This is a genomic window from Catellatospora sp. NPDC049609, assembly GCF_040675365.1.
GTDB lineage: Bacteria > Actinomycetota > Actinomycetes > Mycobacteriales > Micromonosporaceae > Catellatospora.
On the sequence record NZ_JBFAOU010000009.1, the window covers coordinates 13,771 to 39,292 of the forward strand.

Below are 25,522 nucleotides of genomic sequence, written 5' to 3' on the forward strand. Positions count from 1 at the left end.
TCTCCCTACGACCGGACCAGGCGAGCGATCGCCTCGGTGGCTTCCTTGACCTTCGCGGTGGGGTCGCCCTCCCGGGCGGCGTCCACCACACAGTGGTTGAGGTGTCCCTCCAGCAGCCCGAGCGCCACGGCCTGCAGCGCCCGCGTCGCGGCGGAGATCTGGGTGAGCACGTCCACGCAGTACGTGTCCTGCTCCACCATCCGCTGCAACCCGCGGACCTGGCCCTCCACACGCTTCAGCCGGGCCAGCAGCGCCTGCTTGTCGTCGGCGTGGCTGTAGCTGACCGGTGCCTTCTCCGTGGCCTTCTCTGTGCTGTCCACGATCCCACCATACCCCCTGGGGGTACTGCCGCCAAGACACGCCGGGTGACGCCGAACACCACGTCACCGGCCATTTAAACCGATCATGCACTTTTGTCGTTATTACCCACGTGTCGTACTCCGCCACGCGGCGCCTGGTGTTATGGGCCGGCGCGACGCTGATCGCGTCGACCGTGCTCATGGCGGGTGCCGCCTATGCCGAACCGTCGAGCGCCGAGCTCGACCGCCAGATCCATACCAAGTCCGACCAGCTTGAAGTCGTCGTGGAGAAGTATCACGAGCTCCGCGAGGATCTCAAGACCACGGCCGCGCAGACGGGCGTGCTGCAGCGCCAGATCGAGCCGCTCAAGGAGCAGATCGCCCAGCGCCGGGGCGCCGTCGGCAGGCTCGCCGCCGCCGGATACCGGTCCACGCGGAGCATGTCGCTGAGCCTGCTGCTGGACGCGGGCAACACCCGCGACATCGTCGACCGGCTGCTGCTGATGAAGTCGTACACACAGCACCAGCAGCGCGAGATCGAGGCGCTGGCGCTCACCTCCGACCGCTACGCCACCGCGCAGCGCACCCTCGACGCGCTCCTGGAGCAGGGGCGCAGCCAGCAGCAGCAGCTCGGCCGTGAGCGGGCCACCATCGAGGCGAAGATCGCCGAGCTCAAGAAGCTGCGCGCCAAGGCGTACGGGCCGACCGGCCGGGCCACCCGCGCCGCCGACCGGCAGCGGGTGGCGGTGCCCCGGGTGCGGGGCGCGAGCGAGAAGGTCGTCCGGTTCGCCATGGACCAGGTCGGCAAGGACTACAAGTGGGGCGGGGAGGGGCCCGGCGGCTTCGACTGCTCGGGCCTGGTCGCCGCGGCGTTCCGCAAGATCGGTATCCAGCTGCCGCACCAGTCCGGCCGCCAGCAGCAGCGCTCCCGCGGCATCAACCGCGGCCAGCTCGTCCCCGGCGACCTGGTGTTCTTCTACCGCGACCTGCACCACGTGGGCATCTACCTGGGCGGCAACCGGATGGTGCACGCCCCCCAGTTCGGCGAGCGCGTCCGCGTCGACCCGATCGACAGCCTCCCCATCCACAGCTTCGGCCGCGTCGTCGCCCCCTCCCCCTGACCCGACCCACCCCCGGCCCGCACACCACCTGGCGCAACTCTTGAAGACTTGTGCGTTCGCCAGGGTCGGAGACCGCGAGTCTTCAAGAGCTGCGCCAGAGGGGAGGCGGGCCCGGGGTGGGGCGGGCGCGGGTGGGCGAGGCCCTGTGGGGCCGTGGGGGTCAGGTGCGGGGTGGTGGGGTGACGGTGCGGCGCAGGGCCGTGATGCGGGTGCGCAGGCCGGCGAGGCCGCCGGGGAAGAAGTAGACGGCCAGGATGAAGACCGTGCCCAGCACGAACAGCGGCTGTGACAGCGGGCCGGCGAGCACGCCGGGCAGCGAGTCGACCGCGCCGGACGCGCCGAAGTCGGTCAGGCGGTGGTCCAGGTAGGTGAAAAGCACCCCGCCCAGCACCGGGCCGAACCGGGTGCCCGGACCGCCCAGCACCACCATGACCAGCAGCGTCAGGGTCAGGTCGGACGACGCTACGTGCGGCGACGCGCCCGCGGCGAGTAGCAGGTACACCACGCCGCCGAGCGCCGCCAGGGCGCCGGACAGGGTGAACGCCACCAGCTTGAAGCGGTACGGGTCCAGCCCGAGCACCCCCACCCGCCGCTCGTCGTCGCGCAGCCCGGCGAGCACCCGCCCGGTCGGCGACTGCGCGACCCGGTGCAGCACCACCAGCACCAGGCCCAGGTAGGCCAGCGCCAGCCAGTACAGGTTGGCCGTATTCACCACCCCGACCAGCGCGTCCGGCAGCCGGGAGGCGTCCAGCGACAGGCCCTCCTCGCCGCCGGTCAGCCCCTGCGGGTCGCGCGCCACCAGGATCGCGCCGACCTGGGCGAAGGCGAGCGTGACCATGGAGAACGCGATGCCGTGCACGCGCAGCGCGACCGCGCCGAGCGCCACCGCGACCGTGGTCGCGAACCCGACCGCCAGCAGCGCGGCGAGCGGCAGCGGGTAGCCGAACTTGGTGATCAGGATGTCGGTGCCGTAGACGCCGAGCGCGAAGTAGAGCGCGTGCCCGAACGACAGCAGCCCGGTGCGCCCGAACAGCAGGTCGTACCCGGCGGCCAGGCCGCCGAAGACCAGGCACAGCGCCAGCACCTGCAGCGCGCCGGGGCTGTTGAGCGGCCCGTCGAACAGTCCCGGGACCGTGATCCCGCTGTACGGCACCAGCGCCAGCGCGACGAACACCCCGACCGGCCAGAACCTCTTCAGGATCGCCATCACGCCGCCGCCTTCCCGGCCAGGCCCGCGGGACGCACCAGCAGCACGAGGGCCAGCAGCGCGACCACGCAGACGTCTCCGGCGCCCGAGCCGCCGTAGTAGTTGACGAACTGCTGCAGCAGGCCCACCGCGACGGCCGCGACCGCCGAGCCGAGCACCGAGCCCATGCCGCCGATCACCACCACGATGAACGCGAAGATCAGCAGGGAGGAGCCGCTGGTCGGCGAGACGCTGCCGGAGTACACCCCGGCCAGCGCACCGGCCAGCGCCGCGGCGGCCCCGCCGATCGCGAAGACCAGCGTGAACGCCTTGCGCACGTCGATGCCGAGCGCCGTCACCATCTCCCGGTTCTCCACACCCGCCCGGATGATCAGGCCGTACCGGGTCCAGCGCAGGAAGGCCAGCAGCGCGCCGAGCACCGCCAGCGCGGCGACGATCAGCAGCAGCCGGTCCAGCGGGATGCGGGCGCCCGCCACGGTGACCACCTGCTGGGTCCACTGCGGCCGGGGGAACGGGCGCGGGTCCGCGCCGAACCCGGCCTGCAGCGCGGCCACCCCGGCCAGCGACAGGCCGACGGTGACCAGCACCTGCTCGATGGTGCGCGAGTAGAGCGGCCGGATCATGACCAGCTCGACCAGCGCCGCCACGGCGGTGCCGGCGGCCACGCCGAACGCCACGGCCAGCACGAAGCCCCAGCCGTCCGACCCGGCGCCGGGCAGGTTGCCCGCCGCCCACCAGGTCGCGTACGCGCCGACGGACAGGAACAGCCCGTGCGCGAAGTTGAGCACGTCGGCCAGGCCGAACACGAGCGACAGGCCCGAGGCGACGAGGAAGTACAGCGCCGCCAGGCCGAGGCCGGTGACGGTCATCAGGATGACGGTCGACATCAGTGCCCCCCGGCGGCGTTCACGGCCAGCAGCGACTTGGTGAGTTCCGGGTCGGCCAGCAGCTCGGCGCCGGGGCCGGTCCAGGCGACCTGCCCGGCGGCGATGACCACGGCGTCGCCGGCGAGCCTGCGTACCACCGCGAGGTTCTGCTCGACGAGCAGCACCGGGACCGCCTGCGCGGCCCGCTCCAGGGCCTCGGCGACCTCGGTGACGACCTTGGGCGCGAGGCCCTTGGTCGGCTCGTCGATCAGCAGCAGCCGGTTGTCGTTGAGCAGCACCCGGCCCAGTGACAGCATCTGCTGCTGACCGCCGGACAGCGACCCGGCCCGCTGCCGGGCGCGCTTGGACAGCTCCGGGAACAGCCCGAACACCAGGTCGTAGTCGGGGGTCTCGGTGCGCTCGGCCAGCCGCAGGTTCTCCGCCACGGTCAGTCCGGCGAACACGCAGCGGTCCTCCGGCACGAAGCCGAGACCGTTCTTGACCAGCGCGTGGGTCGGCCGGCCGAGGATCTCCTCGCCGGCCAGCCGGACCGAGCCGGTGGCCGAGCCGTTGCGCGGGGTCAGCCCGAGGATCGCGCGCAGCGTGGTCGACTTGCCCACGCCGTTGCGGCCCAGCAGCACGGTCACCCCGGACGGCGCGACCGCGAACGACACGCCTTGCAGGATGTGCAGCCCGGCGATGCGGACGGAGAGATCGGTCACCGCGAGCAGCGCCATCAGAGACCCTCCCCCAGGTATGCCTCCTGCACGGTGGCGTCGGCCATCACCGCGTCGGGGGTGTCGCAGGCCAGCAGCGCGCCGTGGTGCATCACGGCGATGCGGTCGGCCAGTTCGAGGATCACGTCCATGTGGTGCTCCACCATGAGGACGCTGCGGTCGCTGTGGGCGGTCAGGCCCCGGATCACCTCCACCAGCTCGGGCACGTCCTCGGCGGACACGCCGGCCATGGGCTCGTCGAGCAGCAGCACCGACGGCTCGCCCGCCAGCAGCAGCGCGATCTCCAGCTTGCGCTTCTCGCCGTGCGCCAGGGTGCCCGCGAGCACCTCCCCGCGCCCGGCCAGACCCACCGTGGCCAGGCACTCGTCGGCCCGCTCCGCCACCTCGCGGTACGCCGCGGCGCGCCGCCACAGGGCCATCGAGCCGCCCCGGTGCGCCTGCACGGCGAGCCGGACGTTCTCGCGGACCGGCAGGCCGCCGAAGACCGACGAGGACTGGAAGGTCCGGCCCAGCCCGAGCCGCGCGCGGCGGTGCGGGGGCAGCGCGGTGATGTCGGCGCCGTGCAGCAGCACCCGGCCGGCGGTGACCGCGCGCAGCCCCGAGATCAGGTTGAACAGCGAGGTCTTGCCCGCGCCGTTCGGCCCGATCACGCCGAGGAACTCCCCGGCCCGCAGCCGCAGGGACACGCCGTCGACGATGGCGACCTCGCCGATGCGCCAGGTCAGGCCGTCGGTGGCCAGTACACATGTGACAGTCTCGGCAGAGCCGAGGCTGTATTCACGCCGCCCTTGCGGCGTGAATACAGCCTCGGTCGGACCCGGGGAGGGGTGGTCCACAGGTCAGCTCTTCATCGCTACGGCGGGCGGGGTGACCTCTTCCGGGGCCAGCTCCTTGACCAGCTGCGGCTTGGCCGCGTCGCCGGAGCCCACCAGCTTGACCTGGAACATCGGCTGGATCATGGCGTGGTCGTCCTTGCGGATGGTCATCTTGCCCTTGACCCCGTCGAAGCTCCAGCCCTCGAGCGCGGTGATCATCTTCTCGACGTCGTCGCCGCCTTCGGCGATCGCCCGCACCACCATCTGCGCGGCGTTGAAGCCGTCCGGGTGGAACAGGTCGAGCCCGCCGCTGATCTTCGCCGCGGCCGCCTTGGCGGCCTCGTTGCTGGTCGCGCCGTCGAAGTAGTGCGACAGGAAGGAGATCTTCTCGCCGGCCGCGCCGAACACCGGGTACGACGCCTTCTGGTCCAGGCCGGTCACCACGGTGGTGCTGGCGAGCACGCCCTGCTGGTCCAGCGCGCCCCACATGGCGGTGGCGGTGGTGCCCGCCCAGGCCACGAAGAGCAGGTCCGGCCTGGCGGTGGTGACCTGGTTGGCGAACGGCGTGAAGTCGGTCGCGCTGGCCGGGACCAGGATCGAGGAGACCTTGGCGCCCGCGCCGCCGATGACCGCGGTGACCGCCGCCTCGTTGGCCTTGCCGAACGCGCTGTCCTGCGCGAACACGACGACCTTCTTGCCGGTGGCGTCGCCGATGAACGACTTCGCGGCCAGCACGTCCTGGTACGACTGGCGGCCCGAGCGGAACGTGTACCGGTTCACGCCGGTGACCCCGTCGGTGGCGGCCGGGCCGGAGATGAACAGCGTCTTGTTCTGCGCCGCGATCGGCGCGACCTGCAGGGCCACCCCGGAGGAGGCCGAGCCGGCGAGGATCTTGACCCCCTTGCCGAGCATGTCCTTCGCCGCGGTGACGGCCTTCGCCGGGTCACCGGCGTCGTCGGCCTCCAGCAGCTCGATGCTGCGCCCGTTGACCTTGTTGGTGCCGCCGGTGGCCTGCGCCAGGCCGGCCTTGAAGCCGTCGATGTACTGCTTGCCGTAGCTGGCCAGGGCGCCGGACTGGGAGTACACCAGGCCGACCTTGACCGGTGCGCCCTCCCCGCCCTGCGCCGCCTCCTGCGGGCTGCTGCAACCGGCCGCGGCCAGCAGGGCGGCGGCGACCGTGGACGCGACGAGTACCCGCCGGGACAATCCGGCATGCTGCGCAAAAATGTGCAGTCTGCTTCGCTCGCTCACTGCATCTCCTCATTGAGTGGTCCTGCCGATGCCGCGAGGCGGGTTTCCGCAGCGTTGCCGGATTGAGTCACCTCGTGGTCGCGGACCACGCTAGAGAGACACCTCACACGCAGCCATGTGGGCCGGACCCACAACAGCCGCCGAAGTGATGTCGTGAACAGCTAGAGGATCGACACGTGCACGTGGTTGGTGTGGTCGCCGGCCGGTGAGTCGCCGCAACTGCCACCCGCCGCCGAGTACCGCTTCCACCCGGAACCGGCCACCCAGACCTTGCAGTACCAGATCACGTACATCACGCCCAGGCGGTTCGCGTTCTTCACGAAGAACGAGGCGAGCTTGTCGCCGTAGAGCCGGTTCTCATTCTTGGACGAGAAGTTCTTGAACCCGTCCGGCTCCGAGGAGAAGTCGCAGGCCCGGCCCTTGGGGTGCTCGTACATGTCGCCGGGGCGGTAGCAGGAGGCGTAGTAGCCGAACCAGCGCTGGGCCTGCAGCAGGGCGTGCCGGGTCCGCGGCGTGATGCAGCCGTTGGCCGGCGTCGGGTCGTCGACCGAGCAGCTCTCCCGCGGCCAGCTGCCGTCGCGGTTGCGCTTGGCCGCCACGGCCGTCTTCGCGTACGGGTCCACCCAGCCGTCGACGGCGTAGCCGCCCACGGCCGACAGCGCCCGTTCCGTGGCCTTGCGCAGCTTCGTCATCTCCGCCAGCTGCTTGGACTGCTCGGCCACCTGGGCGTCGATCGCGGACTTGGTGTGGTCGATCTCGTCGCGCGCGGAGACGTACTCGCTGATGCGGGCCTCGTCGCGGGCGGTCATCCGCTCCAGCGCCGCCGACCGGCTCAGCAGCTGGTCCGGCGAGGTCGCGTTGAGCATGACCCCGAAGACGCCGAGCCGGCCGGTCTTGTACGCCTCGGCGGCGTACTTCACGATGCTCGCGCGGGCCCGGGCGTAGCGGTTCTCCGCCGCGGTCAGCTTCTGGTTGAGCTCGCGCTGCTGCGTCTTGGAGGCTTCGAGCATGCCCTCGGCCTCGAGGTACTGCGCGGCGGCGCTGTCGAGCGTCTTGCGCATCTGCGCCACCTTGCTCGAACCGACCTCGTTGGGCTCCGCGTGCGCGGTGGACGGGAGGCCCGTCACCAGCACGGCAGCCGCGACGAGGACGGCGAGGAGGGCGGGCACTGACGCGAACCGTCGGCGGGGGTGCACCGTCAGGGTCACGGACGTGGATCCTTCCGTCTCACGCCGCGAAAGGAAGGCGCTCAAATACACGCGGCGGCGGCCGCCACGGGAGTCGGGGGCACCCGCAGACGTGCGACCGCGACGCAGATTACCGCAGCGTCACCGGGACAGGAAAGTTGTTCATGCCAGCAACACGCTCCGTACCAGCCCAAACACCTCATCGTCACGACAGATGACGAGTCCCTCGCGCGGGCGCACCGGGTCGTAGTCAGCCCCGTCGAAGTGCTTGACCACCCCGCCCGCCTCACGGACGACCAGCGTGCCGGGCGCGTGGTCCCACGCCTTCGCCCGCCAGAACATGGCGAAATGCCGGGTCTGGCGCAGCAGCTCCGGATACTCCCGCGCGGCGCAGCGCAGGCCCGGGATCGCCTCGGACAGCTTCGGCAGGCGCGCCTCCACCTGCTCGCGCACCGCAGGCGGCAGGTACTTGGTCATCACCGCGCCGCGCAGCTCGGCCGCGTCGACCGGGGTGTGGTCGAACACCATCCGCACGCCGTCTATATAGGAACCCGCCCCGGACTCGGCCACGGTCACCGTGCCGGGCACCGGCTCGTAGATCGCGGCGAGCACCGGCACGCCGCCGCGCATCAAAGCGACCATCATGCCGAACGGCTCCCGCCCGGCGGCGAAGTTGCCGGTGCCGTCGATCGGGTCGATCACCCACACCGGGCCGTCGTCGGCCATCCGGGCCAGCACGGACGGGTCGGCCGCGACCGCCTCCTCGCCGACCACCAGCGAGCCCGGCAGCAGCGCCGCCAGCCGCGCCGACAGCACCACCTCCGCCTCGCGGTCGGCGATGGTGACCAGGTCCCCCGGGCTCTTCTCGATGATCTCCCCGTCGGCCAGGTTGCGGAACCTCGGCAGGACGACCGTCTCCGCGGTCTCCCGCAACACGCTCAGCACCTGGTCGATCATCGTCACATCCTCATCACCGGCGGTCTATGATCACGTACATGTTCGCACGGAGGATGGCCCGGCTCTCCGCGACCGCCGCGCTCGTGGCGGCGCTCACCGGTGGCGCGCTCGCGGGCTGCAGCGGTGAAGGCGCCACCGCCAGTTGCAGCACCAGCACCTGCACCATCACGTTCGAGCGCAACGTCACCAACGCCAAGATCTCGATCCTGGGCATCGAGGTGCAGCTGGTCAGCGCCGACGAGAACTCGGCCACGGTCAAGGTCGGCGGCCAGCAGGTCACCATCCAGCGCGGTGACGGGGTCAACGTCGGCGACTTCAGCGTGAAGGTCACCTCGATCACCGACACCCAGGTCGTCGTCGAAGCCTCCCGCACCGCCAACTGACCACCCGGCCCGCCCCGCTCCGCCCCGCCGCGGCCCGACCCTGCCGCCAATTTCAGGGAAACTGCACCCTCCAGAGACCGGAAACGCGCAGTTTCCCCGAACCTGCGCCCCATGCCCGCCCGGGAACGCCCGGGAGCCAGGTCGTTCGCACGCCCGGGGACGTGGTCAGCGGAACGCGTTGCGGAAGAGGCGGCCGAGCCGGATCGCGGGGCGCGCGAGGGCGGCGAGCACGGCCATCGCCAGCGCACCCACGAGCAGCTCGCGCCAGCGCCAGGTCAGCGCCCAGGCGTCCATGCCGAACAGGCCCCGGCGCGCCTCGCCCGCCAGCGCGTCGGCCGCCCATACCAGGCAGCGGGAGTCGAGCGCGGGATCGACGGCGACCACCCGCCGCGGCCCGGCCGGCTCCAGCAGCGCCGTGGACGCGCCGCCGCGGGAGCCGTTCGGCACCGCCACCGCGATGGCGGGGGTGCTCCCCACCCAGCTCGTCCCGCACCTCGGTGACCCGTCCACGCGGACGCCGGTGCCGAGCTCCGCGCCGTCGGCCATCGCGAACCGGCGGGCCAGCACCGCTCCGCCGCTGACGTCGTCGAGCACCAGCAGCTCGCGCCCGTCCGGGGAGACCGTCGCCGTCCACTGCTCGGGGAAGTCGCCCTGCCACGGCGTGGCCGGGCGCAGGGCGAGCGAGCGGACCCGCGCCCCGGCCAGGTCGGTCAGCTGCACCGTCACCTCCCGCCCGGCACGATCCTGCGTTCTGGACAGCCGAACCCAGGCCGGCGTCCGATCGTCGGCCCAGCCTGCGGAAAGCCACGGCGCGGCGTTCGGCGAGCCGCCGGCCTCTCCCGGCGCCGGGGTGAAGCGCTCGGTCCCGTCGACGTCCAGCACCAGCACGCCGTCCTGCGCCTCGAACGAGAACGCGGGGACCAGCAGCCGGGTGCCGTCCGGCGACCAGTAGGTCGGCGACTCCCCGCTGACCAGGTAGCTCGTGCCGTCCTGTCCCGGCGCGGGCTGGTGGCGGAACACGATCCTGCGGCCCTCGACGAGGTCGTGGATGACGTACGGCCAGCCCTTTTCCGTGCGGTAGGCGAGATAGCGGCCGTCGGGCGACAGGGTGGGCCGGTCGCCGCCCGCGCTGTAGTGCCGGGACAGCCGCCACGAGTGCCCGCTCGCGGCGACCACCCGCCAGCCGATCGCGTTGTCCCTGCCCACGACGGACAGCAGCGCGGCGGCCGGCCCGGGCCGGTCGGGCAGGTCGTCGAGCAGCCACGGATCCTCGATGCGCGTCGGGTGCCCGGTCACCCCCGGCCCGGTGCCGCGGTCCGCGGGCTCGGGCGGCAGCGCGCGGGTGCCCGCCAGGCCGGGCAGCAGCGCCGCCGCCGCCAGCGCGGTCGCCGCCACCACCAGGGCGGACCTGGCCAGCAGCCGCCGGGACCGGCGTCGCCGCCCGGTCCGCCAGGCCGTCGCGCCGAGGTCGTCGGCGACGACGAACGGCGCCACATCCTCGACCAGGTCGTCGAACGCCTCACGCAGCGCGGTGCTCATCGTGCCTCCACCGGGATGCCGTGGCCGAACGTCTCGGCCAGTTCGGGGGCGATCCGGCGCAGCCGGTCGAGCGCGTACCGGGTCTGCGACTTGACCGTGCTCACCGAGCAGTCCAGGGCCTCGGCGGTCTGGGTCTCGGTCAGGTCCTCGTAGAAGCGCAGCACCAGCACCGCCCGCTGGCGCGGGGTCAGCTTCGCCAGCGCCTCGCGCAGCACCAGCCGCCGGGTCACCGTCTCCGCGTCGTCGGGATGGCAGCGCAGCTCCGGCCGCTGCCGCGCGGCCGCCTCGTCCCACGCTTCGCGGCGGCGCCGGCTGCGCCAGCCGTCCACGGCGCGGGTGTAGAGCATGCGGCGCACGTACGGCTCCGGGTGCCGCCACGCGACAGCGACCGCCAGCGCTCGGCCACCCGCGACAGCGTGTCCTGCAGCAGGTCCTCGGCATGATGCCGGTCCCCGGTGAGCAGGTACGCGGTCCGCGCGAGCGCGGCCGAACGCGCCCGCACGAAGTCCTCGAAGTCCTCCACCGACGCCTCCTCGACGGGTACACGTCCGCCACCGCCGCCACGGGTGGAACATCATGCGGCCGCACCCGGCGCGGGCGCTAGCGTTGCGGTACGCACCGACGGGAGGCCGGGATGGGGGAAGCGGAGTTCGTGCAGGTGGTCACGACCGTGGACGGGCGGGAGGCGGCGCAGGCCCTGGCCCGCTCGGCGGTCGAGGCGCGGCTGGCCGCGTGCGCGCAGGTCGGCGGCCCGATCCGCAGCACCTACCGCTGGCAGGGCGCGGTCGAGGAGGCCGACGAGTGGACGGTCGTCCTCAAGACCACCGCCGCCGGGTACGCCGCGCTGGAGCGCCACCTGCTCGCCGAGCACCCGTACGACACGCCGGAGGTCGTCTGCACCCCGATCCTCGCGGGCAGCGCGGCGTATCTCGCCTGGATCGCGGAGCAGACGCGACCGTAGCGCTTGCCCGGGCGGGGCAGAATCGACGGGCATGAAGGCCCTGTACGCCTGCGGCGCCCTCGCCGGACCGCTGTTCGTCGCCGCGTTCCTCGCCCAGGGCGTGGTCAAGCCCGGCGGCTACGACGCGCTGCGCCACCCGGTCAGCTCGCTGGCCCTCGGCCCCTACGGCTGGGTGCAGACCGGGGTTTTCCTGGTCAGCGGCGCGCTGACGGTCATGTTCGCGCTGGGCCTGCTGCGCCTGCCGGGGGTACGCCGCAAGATCGGCGCGTGCCTCGTCGGCCTGTGGGGCGTCGGCCTGGTCGGTGCGGGGGTGTGGGTGACCGACCCGGTCAGCGGCTACCCCGTCGGCACCCCGGCCCTGCCGGACCCGATGAGCACCACCGGCACCCTGCACGACGTGTTCTCCGTGCTGGCGTTCTTCGGCCTCGGCGCCGCCTGCTTCGTGCTCGCCGCCGGGTCCGGGTGGCGCTGGGCGGTGTACTCGCTGCTCAGCGGGGTGGCGTTCCTCGGCTTCTTCTTCCTGTCCGGCGTCGGCTTCCAGCAGGATCCGTCCCTGGTGGACACGGCCGGGCTGTGGCAGCGCCTGTCCCTGCTCACCGGCTGGACCTGGCTCACCCTGCTCGCCCTGCGCGAGCGGCCCACGCCCGCCGGGTCACCCGAGTAGGCTGCCGCGATGCCACGCACCTGGCCGTCGGCGCTGGTTCGAGCCGCATTCGCCGTGCCGACCTGCCTGTTCGCCGTTTCCGCGGTCGTCTGGACCTGGTCGGACCAGCTGCCGCGTGGCGAGACCGGACCGGCCGGAGCCATCTTCCACACCGTGGGCATGCTGCTGGTGGTGGAGCTCGTCTGGCGCACGTCGCGGACGACGCTCACGCTGACCGACCAGGCGCTGCGCTTCCGCAACGGGTACGGCCCGTTCCAGCAGGTGCGGCTGTCCGACGTGCGCACGGTGACGGTCAGCCGTCGCGGCCTGGCGATCCGGCTCACGACCGGCGAGGTTCTCGTGTCGGAGGCGGTCGTCCGGATCGTGCTCTGGCCCTGGCGCCGCCGCCCGCGCACGAGCGAGCAGGCTGCCCGGCTCATCAACGAGGCGATCGCGCGCCGCGCCCGGATGGACCTGCTGCTCGACGGCGTGCCGCCCGCCGCGTACTCGATCCGCCCGTCCACGGCGAAACCCGGCCCGGCCGCAGACGGGGTCGATAGGCTCTGAGCTGTGCGAACGGATGGCGACGGTGACGGCTACACGCCCGACCCGCGCCGCTGGCGTGCGCTCAGCGTGTGCCTGGTGGGCGGGTTCATGGCGCTGCTGGACGTCAGCATCGTCAACGTCGCGCTGCCGTCCATCCGCGAGGGTCTGCACGCCTCCGACAGCGCCCTGCAGTGGGTCGTCTCCGGGTACGCGCTCGCGTTCGGACTGCTGCTCGTGCCCGCCGGCCGGTTCGGCGACATGCACGGGCGGCGCAACGCGTTCGTCGCCGGAGTCACCCTGTTCACGCTGGCCAGTGCCGCGGCAGGAGCGGCCCAGGGCGCGCTGTGGCTGGTCGTCGCGCGGGTGATCCAGGGCGCCGCGGGCGGCATCATCAACCCGCAGATCAGCGGGCTGATCCAGCAGCTGTTCCGGGGCGCCGAGCGCGGCCGCGCGTTCGGCATGCTGGGCGCCACCGTCGGCATCTCGACGGCGGTCGGGCCGCTGATCGGCGGCCTGCTGATCCAGGCCGCGGGGGTGGCCGAGGGCTGGCGGTGGGTGTTCTACGTGAACATCCCGATCGGGGCGCTGGCGATCTTCCTGGCGTACCGCTTCATCCCGAAGTTCTGCGACGAGGACCGCCGCCAGGAGAGCTTCGACCCGGTCGGCGTCGCCCTGCTGGCGTTCGGCATGGTGCTGGTGCTGCTGCCGCTGATCCAGGAGCAGGCGTGGGTGGGGCAGGGCAAGTGGCTGCTGCTGGCGGGCGGGGTGGCGGTGCTGGCCGGGTTCGTCATGTGGGAGCGCAGCTACGGGCGCTCGGGCCGGCATCCGATGGTGGACCTGGGGCTGTTCCGGCGCCGGTCGTACACCCTGGGCGCGCTGCTGGGCCTGGCCTACTTCGGCGGCTTCACCGCGATCTTCTTCATCTTCACGCTGTACCTCCAGCAGGGGCTGCACTACACCGCCTTGCAGGCCGGTATCGCGACGCTGCCGTTCGCGCTCGGGTCGGCGGTGTCGGCGAGCCTCGGCGGCCGGGTCGTGGTGCGGGTCGGCCGCGCGCTGATCGCGGTCGGGCTGGTGCTGGTGCTGGTCGGGCTGATCGGGGTGGAGATCGCCGTCGAGCTGGTGCCCGGTCGCAACGACGGTTTCGCCACCGCGCTGCCGCTGCTGATCGCCGGTATCGGCAGCGGCCTGGTGATCGCGCCGAACCAGACGCTCACCCTGGCCGAGGTGCCGGTCGTGGGGGCGGGCAGCGCGGGCGGCGTGCTGCAGACCGGGCAGCGGATCGGCGCGGCGGTCGGCATCGCGGTGGTCGGGGCGGTGTTCTTCAACTCGATCGCGGGCAGCGGCGGCGACTTCGCGAAGGCGTTCCGGGACGGCCTCTGGGTGACCATCGGGTTCGTCGTCATCTCGCTGGTGATCGCGCTGGCCGACGTACGCGCGAGCCGCCGCGCCCGCACCGCCGCCATCCCGCCCGGCGCGCACCGGGCACCGGATCCGGACTCGCCGGCGCAGGCACGGGAGCCGGGATCGTCCGGATCCCCGGGGTCGTACGGGTCTGCCGCAGCGCCGGGTGCCGCGTCACCGGGGCCCAGGCGGTGGGAGCTGCGGCCCGCGGTGCCGGATCCGGGGATGTTCGGGCCGGGGGCGGCGGGGAAGGCTTCCTCAGGTCAGGATCTGGGGTTCGAGCACACTTCCTGACCGGAACCACATTGCCCACCAACATTACCCACCAGTAACATACGCTCATGACGATCGACACCTCCGCCGTCGCCGAGGGCATGCTCGCCCGCGTCCCGTTCGCGCGCACGCTCGGCATCCGGTTCACCAAGGTCACCGCGGACGCGGACGGCGTCGTCGCCGTCGTCGAGCTGCCCGACGACCCGGCCGTGCACAACCACGTCGGCGGGCCGCACGCCGGAGCCATGTTCACGCTGGCCGAGACGGCGTCCGGCGCGATCGTGCTGGCCGCGTTCGGCGACCAGCTGCACCGGGCCACGCCGCTCGCGGTGCGGGCCGGGATCGCGTACCAGAAGCTGGCCATGGGCGTGGTCAGCGCGACCGCGACGCTCGACCGGCCGGTCGCCGACGTGGTCGCCGAGCTGGACGCGGGGCAGCGGCCGGAGTTCGACGTGCTGGTCACCATCGCGAACACCGAGGGCGTGACCACGGGCGAGATGACCATCACCTGGACGCTGCGGCCGAACCGCTGAGGCCTGTGCGAAAATCCGCGCGGAGGCCAGGTAGGCTGACTCCGCGCCCTCGTAGCTCAGGGGATAGAGCGACGGTTTCCTAAACCGCAGGTCGCAGGTTCGATTCCTGCCGGGGGCACCAGGTCAGACCACTGATCAAAAGATCTTCAACGCTGATCGCCTTTCGCTCGTGCCGTTGCGTGCCCGAGGGCTCGTCGCGTGCCCCATGCTTGTCCAGGTGCTCCGCGACCTCCGCATCCCGCTTGTCGATGGGCCGGGCGTAGTGCCGCGTGGTGACGCTCGCGTTCGCGTGACCGAGGCGACGAGCCGCGACCAGGACGCGGCCAGGCTGCCCGGCTCGACGGCAGCCACCTTTCTCTGGCGATCGGCGTTCCGGCCGATAGCGGCCACCGCCTGGTCGGCGCGATGAATCCAGCGATCAGCAGATCCGCCGGACGTGCCGAAGCGTGTCTCGGATCGACGACGCCGCCGAGGGCCGGGGACTGGTCTCCGGGGCGCCTCTTACCTCAGAGTTTGCCGTGTCCGTAAAGGAGCTTTCCCCATCGCTACGGGCAGGAAAGTATCTATGCATCGCTGTAGCACCAATAGCGCAATAGGGTGCTGCCACCATGCGAGCATGCCGCAATCGGTGGCGCTCGCACGACATTGAGGGGGACTAAGTTGAGGATCGCCAAGTCTGCGATGGCACGGGCTGCGGCCGCTGTTGCGAGTGCCGCCGTCCTGTTCATCGTTTCGCCGGCACCCGCAGCTCACGCTGCGGTGGAGAGCTGCTCCGGTTGGATCCACCCCAACAACGGCGAAGGCAAAGCGACAATGGAGGTCACCGCGAACCTCAAGGTAGGGCCGTACGCCTCGTGCTCCAACGTCGCATCGGTCGGCAAGGGAGTCACGGTCTTTCTCCACTGCTGGGCCGACAACATTTACGGCAACGAGTGGTGGTACGTCCGAGTCTCCGGAACCTCCACCTACGGCTGGATGTCGTCTGACAACCTCATCATGGGATTCCTGGACGACAACGGTGACGGTGTGCAGGTCAGGGAGATGTGCGGGGCATAACCATCGTGACCGCATGGTGCGTCGGATCTGCGGCCACTGACCCGTGGATTCGCATCCCTCATGCGGCCCAGGTGGAAACCGCTCGACGCAGATCAGGGGTCCCGGTCGGTGCCCCTGATCTGATGAACTCCGTCGTCCACGATGGGCACGGCAGGTGCAGCTCGCCCGTGGGCAGCAGAGATGCGCGCCGCAACCAGTGATCATCGTCAGCCGCCGACCACCCGGCGTCGCGAGCCCCTGGACCGTCCGGCCACCACGAAGTCCACGCGGCGCCCGGTCTAGGGGGCCATGTCGCAGGTGTTCGGCGGGAGCTGCGGCTGGCCCAGTGCCGCGATCGACTGCCGCATCTCGGTCGGGGTCGCCAGCTGCCGGAACTGTCCGCCCACCACGAAGTCCACGGCGTCGTCCTGGCGGAGCGGGTCGAACTCGGATCTGGCGTCGCCCAGCAGGTAGGCCCGCATCAGCTGGGCATGGCCGACGACTCTGGGGCCGTACCGGAGCACGGCGACCTCGTCCGCGTACTTGCCCTGGTCGTTGCCGACGAGGCCGGTGCGGAACCTGCGGTTGCGCAGGTCCTGGGCGACGTCCTCGGCCAGGCCGGCGATGCCGGTGCCGTTGAACACATTGATCGTCACCTCGGCCTCCGCATTCGGCAGTCTGCGGTCGACCGGCACCTGTCCCGGCGCGCAGCCGGGTGGCAGGGCCGCTGACGGGCTCATCGTGGGTGACAGCGGGTCCGGGGCGGCGACCGGCCGGAACGACGTGAAGAACGTCAGCGCCAGGGCGACGGCCAGCACGCAGGCGGCGGCGGTCGCGAGCTGTGTACGCCGCCGGGCGCGGCCGCGCGCGACGATCTCCCGGGTGGCCGGGGTGGTGACCTGCGGGGCCTCGATCGACAGTGCTCCGGCCAGCGCGGCACGCCCCCGGGACAGCCAGGACTTCACCGTGCCGACGGGGGCTTCCAGGTGCAGCGCGACGTCCTCGACGGGCATATCCGCCAGGTAGTGCAGCACCAGCGCCTCACGCTGGCCCTTGGGCAGCCGGCGCAGGGCCGCCACGACCATCACATGGTCCGGGCTGACGTCGGCGGCGTGCTCCGGGCGCTGCCTGTCCAGGTACTTGCGGGCTGTCCGGAGCCGGCGCCAGCGGGAGTTCGCCAGGTTGATCGCGACCCGCCGCACCCAGGCGAGCGGGTCGCCGTAGCCGGAGACCGTGTTCCACCGCTGCCAGGCACGGGCGAACGCCTCCTGCGCGACGTCCTGGGCCGCCGCCATGTCGGCGGTGAAGGAGTACACCAGCAGCACCGTGTTGGAGAAGTGCGTCTGGTAGAAGTCTTCGAACTCGCCTGTCGGCGTCACGGTCGCGGTGGTCATGCCCTGTCACACTTCCAAGCCCCGCGGCAGGTTGCGCCCACCGGAGGAAAGCGAAGATCGCTGCTCCGTGCCGGAAAGTGCGGCGTGACCACACTTTCTGACACGAAACAGCGATCTTGAATAACGGTGGTAGGTCAGCGCCAGCCGACGTCGATCCGGTCGCCCCGCTCGTCGAAGAAGTGCAGCGCGTCCATGCGCACCCCGATGGACAGCGGGTGCCCGGAGCTGATCTGCGGGTACGGCGCGAGCCGCACCGCGAGCTCGGCGGCGCGCCGGTGGTGGCGGCCCGGGTCGGAGAGAACGCTCTCCCGCTGGGCAGGCCGCTCCGCGACCGTGGTCGCGGCGCCGTTGGTGCGGCCCTTCATCCGGTTGATGACGTGGCCGAAGCGGCGCAGGCGGGAGCCGTGCTCCTCCTGCTCGGCGGCGGAGCGGCCGATCTCGTCGACGACGACGGCGGTGGCGCCGATGTCGACGAACGCCAGCGACTCGTGGCCGTGGTGCTCCAGGTAGCGGATGCGGCCCTGCAGCACGTCGCCCGGGGTGTCCGGGGCGACGGGCGTGAGGGCCTCGGCCCGTACGCCGATGACGATGCGCTCGCCGTGGAAGTGCGACACGGCGCGGGCGCGGATGTCGTCCCACTTGAGGTAGAGCGACTGCTCGCCCAGGTTGAGCTGGACGTAGCGGTCGAGGTGCACGTAGACCGACGCCTCCAGCAGGTTCATGCGCGGGCTGCCCAGGAACGCGGCCACGTAGAGGGTGGCCGGCTTGCCGTAGACCTGGGTCGGCGTGCCGACGTCCTGCAGGACGCCCTTGCGCATGATGGCCACGCGGTCGGCCATGGTCAGCGCCTCGGCCTGGTCGTGCGTGACGTACACCGTGCTGACGCCGAGCTCGCGGACCAGGCCCGAGATCTCCGCCCGCAGCTCGGCCCGCAGGCCGCTGTCCAGGTTGGAGAGCGGCTCGTCCATGAGGAACAGGCCGGGGCGGCGCACGATGGCGCGGCCCATGGCCACCCGCTGGCGCTGGCCGCCGGAGAGCTGGCTGGGCTTGCGGCCCAGCACGTCTCCTATGCCCAGCGCGCTGGCCACGTCCGCGACCCGCTCGGCCCGCGGCTCCGGCTCGACGCCGGACAGCCGCAGCGGGAAGCCGATGTTCTCGCCCACGGTCATGTGGGGGTAGAGCGCGAAGTCCTGGAAGACCATCGCGATTCGGCGGTCACGCGGCGGCAGCTGGTTGGCCAGCTGGCCGTCGAGCATGATCGCACCAGTGGTGGGATCCTCCAGTCCGGCGATCATTCGCAGCACAGTGGACTTGCCACAGCCGGACGGTCCCAGGAGAACCATGAATTCACCGTCAGCCACGTCGAGGCTGACGTTGTCCACCGCCACCGTCCCGTCAGGGAACACTTTGGTGACGTCTTTGAGCGCGACGGTTGTCACCGTCTCCTCCCACAGCCCCTCGATCCGGCCCCGAAAGTGGCTACTCTCACTGAAAATATCCGCACGTCATATCGGGTAAACGTGCCATGTTCCCTGCGTAACAAAGGGATTACCCGACTGCGCGGCTATCGTCACTGTCAGTGATCGCGACGCGAGGCGACCAGGGCGAGCAGCTCATCGGCCACGCGGGCCCGACCTAGGCCGTCTACTGCGCCAAGAGCCCGTGCGGAGGCCGCGGCGCGGGCGTTCGGCGACGACATAAGCCGTCGCAATGTGTCACGGGCGGCCAACGCATGCGTTCCGTCCGGATCGGTCAGGTCGGGCAGATGCCCCAGCCCGGCGGCGAGCCCGCGCGCCACGACGCGGTCGTACCCCAGCCGCTGGTTGTCGACGACCCACACCATCGCGGCCGCCGCGCCCAGGCACAGCAGCTCCCACGTCGAGGTGCCGGACGCGCTGACCACCAGGTCGGACTCGGCGACCAGCGCGGGCAGCCGGTCCGTCGGTGTGATCACCCGCAGCTCCTGCTCCGGCAGGCCGTGCAGCATCAGCAGTTCCCGGTGCAGCGCGGGTGTGCCCGCCACCACGGTCAGCTCCACCGGCAGCCCGGTGCCCAGCACCAGGCGGCACAGCGGCGGCGCCGCGCTGAACGCGTCGGTGCCGCCGAAGAAGGCCAGCACGCGCGGGCGGGCCGAGGCCGGACGGCGGGGCGGGTGGGCAGGCCGCAGGCGGGTCACGTCGTCGCGCAGCAGCACGTACCGCAGGCCGGCCAGGCGGACCGCGTCGGCGGGCAGCGGCGGTGCGGACAGCTCCGCGTCGAGGTTCTGGTCCAGGTAGAGGTCGGCGTCCTGGCCGCGCAGGTCGCCGTCGACCACGGCGAGCACCGGCACGCGCTGCTCGCGCAGCGCGCCGGCGCAGCCGGGATCGAGGGTGTACGAGTCGAGCACCGCCGCCGCCAGCCCGTGCTCCTTCACCGCCGCGAGCATCGCGTCCGGAGTGTCCGGTCCGGGGTGCCGCGGGAAGCCGCGCCGGGCGAGCTGCTCGGCCGCCCACGGCAGGCCGCCGGGGTCGCCGAGGAACACCGGCTGCACGCCGCGCGTGGCCAGCTCCTCGGCGAGCGCGACGCAGCGCACCAGGTGGCCGACGCCGCGAGTCGCCCCGGCGTCGCAGCGCAGCCCGACCCGGACCGGGCTCATGCCTGCTCCTCGCTCCGCTCGTCGACGGCATGTGTGGCCGTGCCGATGATTCGCTCACTTCGGTCGCTCATCCGCGCTCCAGCGCCTTCTGCTCGACGTGCGCGTTGTACGCGACCACCTCGGGGTGCGCCGACAGCCACTCGGCGAGCTTGGCCAGCGGGACACTGCTGTCGCCGAACTGCGCCACCACCGCCTCGACCAGCCGCCAGTCCTCCGGCGTGTCCAAAGTCAACCGCAGGTCGGCGCGGTCCGGCGGCAGCGTCAGGCCGATCACGCGGAACCGGTCCGGATGGGTGTACGCGTACGACGTCACGTGCACCCGGTGGTGCTCGGTGGCCAGGGTGCCGAGGGAGCGCAGCGTGTCCGCCCGGATCACCTCGACGTCCAGGCCGCGCGGCAGCATCCGGGTCAGCGACGTGCTCAGGTAGTCCAGCCCCGGCACCGCGCGGAACACCCGCCCGCCCAGCGCGACGATCTCGGGGTCGAGCAGCGGGCAGTCGGCGGTGAACCGCATGACCGCGTCGGCCGGGTGCGCGTCGAGCGCGCCGAGGAAGCGGCTGAGCACGTCGTCGACCGGGCCGCGGTGCCAGTCGACGCCGAGCCGCGCGCACTCGGCGACCACCGCGTCGTCGGCGTCCTCGATCGTGGTGGCCACGACCAGCTCGTCGACCGCGCCGCTCTCCCGGGCCGCGCGGACCACCCGGCCCAGCACGGTGTTGCCCGCGAGCGGGCGCAGCACCTTGCCGGGCAGCCGGGTGGAGCCCATCCGGGCCTGGATCACGCCGAGCATCCGCATACCGTGTCCCCTCTCAGCGCCGTACCAGCCGCTTGGCCAGGGCCTTGGCCTGGCGCAGCGGGTAGATGACCAGCCTGCCGATCCGGAAGCTGAGCGAACCGCTGAGCATGTCCAGCCTGTCCTCGGCGTTGCGCAGCGCGGACTCCCGCTTGCCCAGCAGCTCCTCGGCCCACGCCGTCCGTGCCACGGCATGCGCCAGCTCGGCGCGCAGCCGCTCGTTGGCGGCGTGCAGCTCGCGGTGGCTGTCCAGGTCCAGCGGCGGAGTGCCGGGCATCACCGCGGCCAGCCGCTCGTGCAGCTCCTCGCGCCCCTGCTCGTCGAGGCCCAGCTCGGCCGCGCGCAGCCGGGCCTCCAGCGCCACGGCGGCGGTCAGCGTCGGGCGCTCCAGGGTGTGCCCGGCCATCCCGGCCAGGATCACCGTCAGCGAGTCGGCGTCGACAAGCACCGGCCACGGGTGCGAGTAGCCGCCCGTGATCAGGCGTACCGCGAACGAGCGCAGCGAGCGCGCCAGCGCCACCGCCACCGGCTCCCGCAGCGTGGTGGACCAGGTCGGGTCCCAGGGCGTGAAGCCGTCGCCGTCGCCGAGCAGGTCACCGGGGGCCGCCCAGAGCGCGACGCCGCTCACCGTGCCGTCGGCGCCGGCGCGGTCCGCGAGCCACCCGGCGTAGCGGGTCAGCACCCGGCTCAGCTCGGGCAGGGCCCGGCGCAGGCACAGCTCGATCAGCTGCTCCTCGAACAGCCGGCCGCGCGGCAGCGGCCCGGCCAGCGCGGCCGGGTCGCGGTACACGCCGTCGCGGCTGATCCGGGTCGCGTCGCCGAGCACGCGGCGGGTCCAGCCGTGCTCGCCGCGCACCACCTCGTAGCGCACCGGGTGCCGTACCGCGTCGGCGTCGGCGACGACCACGCGCTGACGCGGGATGAGCGCCCCGGCCCGGGTCGCCGCGACCAGCCAGACCGGGGCCAGCGCGGCCGCCGACCCGGCCCGCAGCGCGCTGCCGGCCAGGGCGCGCGGATCGCTGAGCACCGGCCGCCCGGCGAGCTGCGCGCCGTACGCCGCGGCGACGGCGATGCGCACGAAGCCGGACAGGTGCGGGTCGGCCAGCCGGTCCAGCGGCGCGAGCACGGACGGCTCCCGCGCGGTGGGGAAGCCCGCCATCGGCTCGGCCACGGTCAGCCCGAGCCCGGCCAGCCGCGCCACCAGCTCGGCGGGTGAGGCGGGCCGGCTGGCGTCGTACTCGCCCACCGGCGTCCAGTCCGCGTCGGTGCGCTCGCCGTACCAGGGGGACATGCGCACGATGCGGTGCACGCCGAGCAGGTTCTCCTGCGCCAGCAGCAGCGTGCCGCCGGGGGCGACCGCGCCCGCCACCAGCTCGGCGGTCTCGGCCCAGCTCAGCGCACCGCCTTCGACCGACGGCAGCCGATCGAGCCCGTCGCACGCGACCACCAGGTCGTAGCGGTCGCCCGGGTCCAGCTTCGCGACGCTGCCGCACAGCACCGTCACCCCGGGGTGGCGCGCGGCCACCGCCTCGGCGTCCGGGTAGGCGCGGACCAGGCAGGTGACCCGCATCGCGGCGGCCAGCAGGGTGAGCAGCGCGTCGTCGTGCGGGCCGGCGACCAGGGCACGGCCGCCCGGCCGGGTCAGGTCACGCAGCATCTCCTGCAGCGCCGGCCCGGCGACCGGCTGCCGGTCGGCGCTCGCGTCGTCGTCGGTCCAGACCAGCATCTCGCCGCCGATCAGGCGGAGGTTCTGCGGCACGGTGGCGGTCGGCGGGGTCATCGGCCGGCTCCTGCGGGGATGGTGAGCGGGTGGTGGGCGGTCGCGCCAGCGGCACCGTCGTCGGTCGTCGGCGCGCTGCCGGTCGCGCCACCGGAACCGGCGCCGGTCGCCGGCGCGCTGCCGCGGGCGGCGGGGATCGCGGCGCGCCGGGTGCTGTCGTACAGCGCCTCCCAGCCCAGCAGGCGGCGCAGGGAGGCGGGAGAGGCCAGGTACTCCGTGCCCAGCTCGTCGTCGGTGACGGCGCGGGCGGCGGCCAGGTCGACGTGGGTGCCGTGCAGCTGCGGCCACTGCCGCCTGATGCGGGCCACACCGCCGAACGTCGGATCCTCGGCGTGCAGCACCATCGGGTCGCCGTACACGGCGGGTTCGCAGCCCGCGGCGATGCCGTAGAACAGGGCGCTGCTCACCCGGTTCGACGCGACCCGGCGGTGCCGGCGCAGCTCGGCGAGCTGGCCGTAGAGGAAGCCGGGGTCGGTGTCGCGCCACCAGTGCCCGCGGTAGCCGTGGCAGATGACGCGGAAGCCGGCCCGCTCGTAGAGGCGGCGGACGCGCCTCATCCGGAACTCCGCCCAGTACAGGCAGACGGTGACCGGCCCCTGCTCGACCTCGGCGATGGTGTCGATGAGGCGGCGGTGGTCGCCCTTGACCTCCTGGCCCTCCCAGCCGTGGAACGGGTACCAGATGGTCCCCTCCCGCGGCGGGGCGGCGGGGTCCTCCGGTTCCATGGCCAGCAGGTAGATCCATGGCGCGCCGATCACGACGACGTTGCGGCGGCCGAGCGACCACGCGCGGCGGCGCGTCTGCTCGGACCACACGAAGATCGGGGCGCCCTCGACGTACGGCGTGCCGGGCGCGAGCCCGTCGCCGATGTTCCAGCCGTGCTGCAGGTAGCCGAGCATGCGCGGCGGGGCGTCGAGCTCGCCGAGGTCGCAGTACCGGGCGAGCACCTGGGCGTGGCCGTAGAAGTGGTTCGCGTGATGCACGGAGCGTCCTGTGGGTGGCAGAGGTGGGACGGGCTAGCGCAGGGCGGCGGCCAACTCGCTGATCACCCGGTCCTGGTCGGCGTCGGTGAGGTCCGGGAAGAGCGGCAGGGACAGTTCCTCGGCGTAGAAGCGCTCGGCGTTGGGGCACATGCCGCGCCGGTAGCCGAGGTCGGCGAAGACCGGATGCCAGTACACCGGGATGTAGTTGACCTGCACCCCGATGCCCGCGGCCCGGAGCCGGTCGTAGACCTCGCGGCGGCGGCCGCCGAGGATCCGCACCGGGTAGAGGTGCCAGGCCGGGTCGACCCAGGCCCGCTGCACCGGCAGCCGCAGCCCGGCCACCCCGGCCAGCGCCTCGTGGTAGCGGGCGGTCAGCGCGGCGCGGCGGGCCTTGAACGCGCCGAGCCGGCGCAGCTGGCTGCGGCCCAGTGCGCAGAGCACGTCGGGCAGCCGGTAGTTCAGCCCGAACGCGTGCACCTCCTGGTGCCAGCCGCCCTCATCGGGCTCGCGCAGCTCGTCGCGCTCGCGCACCATGCCGATGCCGCGGAACCGCCGCGCGGCGGTCAGCCGGGCGGGGTCGGTCGCGGCGACCGCGCCGCCCTCCGCCGTGGTCAGGTTCTTGGTCGGGAAGAACGAGAACGTGGTCAGGTCGGCCAGCGAGCCGACCGGGCGGTCGCGGTACACCGAGCCGATGGCGTGCGCCGCGTCGGCGATGAGCAGGGCGTCCGCGTCGTCGGCGACCTTGCGCAGGTCGTCGTACTCGGCCGGGTGCCCGGCGTAGTCCACCGCGGTGATCACCCTGGTCCGCGCGGTGACCGCGGCCTGCGCGGCGGCGGCGTCCAGGTTGGCGGTGTCCTCCTCCACGTCGGCGAAGACGACCGTGGCGCCCCGCTCGATCGCGGTGGAGGCGGTGGCCACGAACGTCATCGGCGTGGTGACCACCTCGTCCCCGGGGCCGATGCCCGCCGCCGCGTACGCCGTGTGCAGCGCCGCGGTGCCGTTGCTCACCACGGCGCAGGGCACCCCGCCGGTCCACCCCGTGAGGTCGGCCTCGAAGGCGGCGACCTGCGGACCGGTGGTCAGCCAGTCGCCGCGCAGCACCTCGGCGACCGCGGCGACGTCCTCATCGGTGATCGACTGCCGTCCGTACGGAAGCATGATCCCTCCCCTCGCCCGGTGGTGATCAGGCCTCGCCGAGCAGGCCGCGCATCTCCTCGACGCCCAGCCACAGGTCGTTGTTGTCGGAGCGGTAGTTGAAGTCCTCCGCCACGCCCTCGCCGCCGGTCGGCGGCACGTAACCCCACTCGGCGATGGTCGGCTGGACCACGTACCGGTCGGGCAGGCGCAGGGTGCGGTGGGCGTCGCCGAGGGCGATCATCTCCTCGTGCAGCTTCTCGCCGGGGCGGATGCCGATCTCGTGCGTGGGCGCGCCGGGGGCGACAGCCTCGACCAGGTCCAGGATGCGCATGCTGGGGATGCGCGGCACGTACAGCTCGCCGCCGTTCATCAGGTCGAAGGAGTCGACGACGAACTTCACCGCCTGCTCCAGCGTGATCCAGAACCGGGTCATCCGCTTGTCGGTCACCGGCAGGCTCTGGCCCTCGGCCTGCAGCTGCTTGAACAGCGGCACCACCGAGCCGCGGCTGCCCATCACGTTGCCGTAGCGCACCACCGAGAACCGGGTCGGGTGGTTGGCCGCGTAGTGGTTGGCCGAGATGAACAGCTTGTCGGCGACCAGCTTCGTCGCGCCGTACAGGTTGATCGGGCTGGAGGCCTTGTCGGTGGACAGGGCCACCACCTTCTGCACACCGTTGTCGATCGCGGCCTCGATGACGTTCTGCGAGCCGCCGACGTTGGTGCGCACGAACTCGAAGGGGTTGTACTCGGCGGTGTCGACCTGCTTGAGGGCCGCCGCGTGCACCACGTAGTCGACGTTGTGCATGGCCCGGGTCAGCCGGTCGCGGTCGCGCACGTCGCCGAGGAACCAGCGCAGCCGCTCGTCGTTGCCGAACATCTGGCGGACCTCGTACTGCTTGAGCTCGTCGCGGGAGATGATGACGAGCCGCTTCGGGTCGAGGTTGTCCAGCGCGTACCTCAGAAACGCCTTGCCGAACGATCCCGTGCCACCGGTGATCAGAATGGACGAACCCCGCAGCACACTCACTTGTCGCTCCTTGCAC

25 protein-coding genes, 1 tRNA gene and 1 pseudogene are annotated in these 25,522 nt (G+C 72.4%); 9 read left to right on the forward strand and 18 right to left on the reverse strand.

From position 1 onward, the window contains the following. Window positions 1-5: 5 nt before the first annotated feature. Window positions 6-251: a metal-sensitive transcriptional regulator gene (locus AB0J67_RS04265; RefSeq protein WP_363476230.1), complete on the reverse strand. Its 246-nt coding sequence runs from the start codon at window positions 249-251 to the stop codon at window positions 6-8. Between the two features lie 179 nt (window positions 252-430). Here AB0J67_RS04265 and AB0J67_RS04270 point away from each other — a divergent pair, with 179 nt between their 5' ends. Next, on the forward strand, window positions 431-1,420 hold the full coding sequence (locus AB0J67_RS04270) for an NlpC/P60 family protein (RefSeq protein WP_363476088.1): 990 nt from the start codon (window positions 431-433) through the stop codon (window positions 1,418-1,420). Window positions 1,421-1,580: 160 nt separating this feature from the next. On the opposite strand, the gene AB0J67_RS04275 is transcribed toward AB0J67_RS04270, so the two are convergent. The 7 genes from AB0J67_RS04275 to AB0J67_RS04305 form a co-directional block, all read right to left on the reverse strand. Then, the gene (locus AB0J67_RS04275) at window positions 1,581-2,627 is read right to left on the reverse strand and encodes a branched-chain amino acid ABC transporter permease (RefSeq protein WP_363476090.1); all 1,047 of its coding nucleotides are present in this window, start codon (window positions 2,625-2,627) and stop codon (window positions 1,581-1,583) included. Further along, a complete protein-coding gene (locus AB0J67_RS04280; RefSeq protein ID WP_363476092.1) occupies window positions 2,627-3,514 on the reverse strand; it encodes a branched-chain amino acid ABC transporter permease in 888 nt (295 codons plus the stop codon). Before AB0J67_RS04280 ends, AB0J67_RS04275 begins: the two co-directional genes overlap by 1 nt. Next, window positions 3,514-4,230, reverse strand: coding sequence for an ABC transporter ATP-binding protein (locus AB0J67_RS04285; protein WP_363476094.1), 717 nt, complete (start codon window positions 4,228-4,230; stop codon window positions 3,514-3,516). The genes AB0J67_RS04280 and AB0J67_RS04285 overlap by 1 nt, the downstream gene beginning before the upstream one ends. Continuing rightward, a complete protein-coding gene (locus AB0J67_RS04290; protein WP_363476232.1) occupies window positions 4,230-4,970 on the reverse strand; it encodes an ABC transporter ATP-binding protein in 741 nt (246 codons plus the stop codon). The genes AB0J67_RS04285 and AB0J67_RS04290 overlap by 1 nt, the downstream gene beginning before the upstream one ends. A 99-nt stretch (window positions 4,971-5,069) precedes the next feature. Further along, window positions 5,070-6,251 carry a substrate-binding domain-containing protein gene (locus AB0J67_RS04295; protein WP_363476096.1) on the reverse strand — a complete coding sequence of 394 codons (1,182 nt, stop codon included), beginning with the start codon at window positions 6,249-6,251 and terminating at the stop codon, window positions 5,070-5,072. A 206-nt stretch (window positions 6,252-6,457) separates the two neighbouring features. Next, window positions 6,458-7,504, reverse strand: coding sequence for a hypothetical protein (locus AB0J67_RS04300; RefSeq protein WP_363476098.1), 1,047 nt, complete (start codon window positions 7,502-7,504; stop codon window positions 6,458-6,460). Between the two features lie 141 nt (window positions 7,505-7,645). Continuing rightward, window positions 7,646-8,440 carry an inositol monophosphatase family protein gene (locus tag AB0J67_RS04305; RefSeq protein WP_363476100.1) on the reverse strand — a complete coding sequence of 265 codons (795 nt, stop codon included), beginning with the start codon at window positions 8,438-8,440 and terminating at the stop codon, window positions 7,646-7,648. 38 nt (window positions 8,441-8,478) lie between these two features. Here AB0J67_RS04305 and AB0J67_RS04310 point away from each other — a divergent pair, with 38 nt between their 5' ends. Beyond that, window positions 8,479-8,823 (forward strand): hypothetical protein, encoded by a 345-nt coding sequence (locus tag AB0J67_RS04310; RefSeq protein WP_363476102.1) that lies wholly within the window; start codon window positions 8,479-8,481, stop codon window positions 8,821-8,823. 165 nt (window positions 8,824-8,988) lie between these two features. Here AB0J67_RS04310 and AB0J67_RS04315 read toward each other — a convergent pair whose 3' ends face one another. Next, a complete protein-coding gene (locus tag AB0J67_RS04315) occupies window positions 8,989-10,362 on the reverse strand; it encodes a hypothetical protein (protein ID WP_363476104.1) in 1,374 nt (457 codons plus the stop codon). Continuing rightward, the gene (locus AB0J67_RS04320) at window positions 10,359-10,709 is read right to left on the reverse strand and encodes a sigma-70 family RNA polymerase sigma factor (protein WP_363476234.1); all 351 of its coding nucleotides are present in this window, start codon (window positions 10,707-10,709) and stop codon (window positions 10,359-10,361) included. Before AB0J67_RS04320 ends, AB0J67_RS04315 begins: the two co-directional genes overlap by 4 nt. 287 nt (window positions 10,710-10,996) lie before the next feature. Between AB0J67_RS04320 and cutA the strand changes: the two genes are divergently transcribed. The 7 genes from cutA to AB0J67_RS04355 all read left to right on the forward strand — a co-directional run bounded on the left by cutA (window position 10,997) and on the right by AB0J67_RS04355 (window position 15,778). Beyond that, window positions 10,997-11,323 carry a divalent-cation tolerance protein CutA gene (gene cutA / locus AB0J67_RS04325; protein ID WP_363476106.1) on the forward strand — a complete coding sequence of 109 codons (327 nt, stop codon included), beginning with the start codon at window positions 10,997-10,999 and terminating at the stop codon, window positions 11,321-11,323. Between the two features lie 31 nt (window positions 11,324-11,354). Continuing rightward, window positions 11,355-11,987, forward strand: a complete 633-nt coding sequence (locus AB0J67_RS04330) for a DUF998 domain-containing protein (RefSeq protein ID WP_363476108.1) — start codon at window positions 11,355-11,357, stop codon at window positions 11,985-11,987. A 9-nt stretch (window positions 11,988-11,996) separates the two neighbouring features. Continuing rightward, on the forward strand, window positions 11,997-12,533 hold the full coding sequence (locus tag AB0J67_RS04335) for a hypothetical protein (RefSeq protein ID WP_363476110.1): 537 nt from the start codon (window positions 11,997-11,999) through the stop codon (window positions 12,531-12,533). A 3-nt stretch (window positions 12,534-12,536) separates the two neighbouring features. Beyond that, window positions 12,537-14,210 carry an MFS transporter gene (locus AB0J67_RS04340; RefSeq protein ID WP_363476112.1) on the forward strand — a complete coding sequence of 558 codons (1,674 nt, stop codon included), beginning with the start codon at window positions 12,537-12,539 and terminating at the stop codon, window positions 14,208-14,210. A gap of 47 nt (window positions 14,211-14,257) precedes the next feature. Continuing rightward, complete coding sequence (locus AB0J67_RS04345) at window positions 14,258-14,722, forward strand: DUF4442 domain-containing protein (RefSeq protein ID WP_363476114.1); 465 nt, start codon at window positions 14,258-14,260, stop codon at window positions 14,720-14,722. A gap of 45 nt (window positions 14,723-14,767) precedes the next feature. Next, window positions 14,768-14,843: transfer RNA gene (locus AB0J67_RS04350), tRNA-Arg, on the forward strand. Window positions 14,844-15,382: 539 nt separating this feature from the next. After that, window positions 15,383-15,778: a hypothetical protein gene (locus AB0J67_RS04355; RefSeq protein WP_363476116.1), complete on the forward strand. Its 396-nt coding sequence runs from the start codon at window positions 15,383-15,385 to the stop codon at window positions 15,776-15,778. Between the two features lie 278 nt (window positions 15,779-16,056). On the opposite strand, the gene AB0J67_RS04360 is transcribed toward AB0J67_RS04355, so the two are convergent. From AB0J67_RS04360 to pseB, 8 genes and pseudogenes are all read right to left on the reverse strand, one after another. After that, complete coding sequence (locus tag AB0J67_RS04360; protein ID WP_363476118.1) at window positions 16,057-17,151, reverse strand: SigE family RNA polymerase sigma factor; 1,095 nt, start codon at window positions 17,149-17,151, stop codon at window positions 16,057-16,059. 134 nt (window positions 17,152-17,285) lie between these two features. Beyond that, the gene (locus tag AB0J67_RS04365; protein ID WP_363476120.1) at window positions 17,286-18,590 is read right to left on the reverse strand and encodes an ABC transporter ATP-binding protein; all 1,305 of its coding nucleotides are present in this window, start codon (window positions 18,588-18,590) and stop codon (window positions 17,286-17,288) included. 137 nt (window positions 18,591-18,727) lie between these two features. Then, window positions 18,728-19,786, reverse strand: a complete 1,059-nt coding sequence (locus AB0J67_RS04370) for a spore coat protein (RefSeq protein ID WP_363476122.1) — start codon at window positions 19,784-19,786, stop codon at window positions 18,728-18,730. A gap of 67 nt (window positions 19,787-19,853) precedes the next feature. Then, window positions 19,854-20,582 (reverse strand): glycosyltransferase family protein, encoded by a 729-nt coding sequence (locus AB0J67_RS04375; RefSeq protein WP_363476124.1) that lies wholly within the window; start codon window positions 20,580-20,582, stop codon window positions 19,854-19,856. A gap of 13 nt (window positions 20,583-20,595) precedes the next feature. Next, window positions 20,596-22,359, reverse strand: coding sequence for a class I SAM-dependent methyltransferase (locus tag AB0J67_RS04380; protein ID WP_363476126.1), 1,764 nt, complete (start codon window positions 22,357-22,359; stop codon window positions 20,596-20,598). A 152-nt stretch (window positions 22,360-22,511) separates the two neighbouring features. Further along, a pseudogene (locus tag AB0J67_RS04385) lies at window positions 22,512-23,342 on the reverse strand (hypothetical protein); the annotation flags it as partial. 33 nt (window positions 23,343-23,375) lie between these two features. Further along, window positions 23,376-24,500, reverse strand: coding sequence for an aminotransferase class V-fold PLP-dependent enzyme (locus AB0J67_RS04390; RefSeq protein WP_363476128.1), 1,125 nt, complete (start codon window positions 24,498-24,500; stop codon window positions 23,376-23,378). A 25-nt stretch (window positions 24,501-24,525) separates the two neighbouring features. Next, window positions 24,526-25,500 (reverse strand): UDP-N-acetylglucosamine 4,6-dehydratase (inverting), encoded by a 975-nt coding sequence (gene pseB, locus AB0J67_RS04395; protein WP_363476236.1) that lies wholly within the window; start codon window positions 25,498-25,500, stop codon window positions 24,526-24,528. Window positions 25,501-25,522: the final 22 nt, after the last annotated feature.

Excerpts from the sequence above, each read along its gene's own strand:
- AB0J67_RS04315 (WP_363476104.1), bottom strand. The coding sequence starts at position 10,362 with ATGAGCACCGCGCTGCGTGAGGCGTTCGACGACCTGGTCGAGGATGTG.
- AB0J67_RS04280 (WP_363476092.1), bottom strand. The coding sequence starts at position 3,514 with ATGTCGACCGTCATCCTGATGACCGTCACCGGCCTCGGCCTGGCGGCG.
- AB0J67_RS04310 (WP_363476102.1), top strand. The coding sequence starts at position 8,479 with ATGTTCGCACGGAGGATGGCCCGGCTCTCCGCGACCGCCGCGCTCGTG.
- AB0J67_RS04335 (WP_363476110.1), top strand. The coding sequence starts at position 11,997 with ATGCCACGCACCTGGCCGTCGGCGCTGGTTCGAGCCGCATTCGCCGTG.
- AB0J67_RS04320 (WP_363476234.1), bottom strand. The coding sequence starts at position 10,709 with ATGCTCTACACCCGCGCCGTGGACGGCTGGCGCAGCCGGCGCCGCCGC.
- AB0J67_RS04380 (WP_363476126.1), bottom strand. The coding sequence starts at position 22,359 with ATGACCCCGCCGACCGCCACCGTGCCGCAGAACCTCCGCCTGATCGGC.
- AB0J67_RS04390 (WP_363476128.1), bottom strand. The coding sequence starts at position 24,500 with ATGCTTCCGTACGGACGGCAGTCGATCACCGATGAGGACGTCGCCGCG.
- AB0J67_RS04360 (WP_363476118.1), bottom strand. The coding sequence starts at position 17,151 with ATGACCACCGCGACCGTGACGCCGACAGGCGAGTTCGAAGACTTCTAC.
- cutA (WP_363476106.1), top strand. The coding sequence starts at position 10,997 with ATGGGGGAAGCGGAGTTCGTGCAGGTGGTCACGACCGTGGACGGGCGG.
- AB0J67_RS04305 (WP_363476100.1), bottom strand. The coding sequence starts at position 8,440 with ATGATCGACCAGGTGCTGAGCGTGTTGCGGGAGACCGCGGAGACGGTC.
- AB0J67_RS04330 (WP_363476108.1), top strand. The coding sequence starts at position 11,355 with ATGAAGGCCCTGTACGCCTGCGGCGCCCTCGCCGGACCGCTGTTCGTC.
- AB0J67_RS04345 (WP_363476114.1), top strand. The coding sequence starts at position 14,258 with ATGACGATCGACACCTCCGCCGTCGCCGAGGGCATGCTCGCCCGCGTC.
- AB0J67_RS04285 (WP_363476094.1), bottom strand. The coding sequence starts at position 4,230 with ATGGCGCTGCTCGCGGTGACCGATCTCTCCGTCCGCATCGCCGGGCTG.
- AB0J67_RS04375 (WP_363476124.1), bottom strand. The coding sequence starts at position 20,582 with ATGCGGATGCTCGGCGTGATCCAGGCCCGGATGGGCTCCACCCGGCTG.
- AB0J67_RS04370 (WP_363476122.1), bottom strand. The coding sequence starts at position 19,786 with ATGAGCCCGGTCCGGGTCGGGCTGCGCTGCGACGCCGGGGCGACTCGC.
- AB0J67_RS04275 (WP_363476090.1), bottom strand. The coding sequence starts at position 2,627 with ATGGCGATCCTGAAGAGGTTCTGGCCGGTCGGGGTGTTCGTCGCGCTG.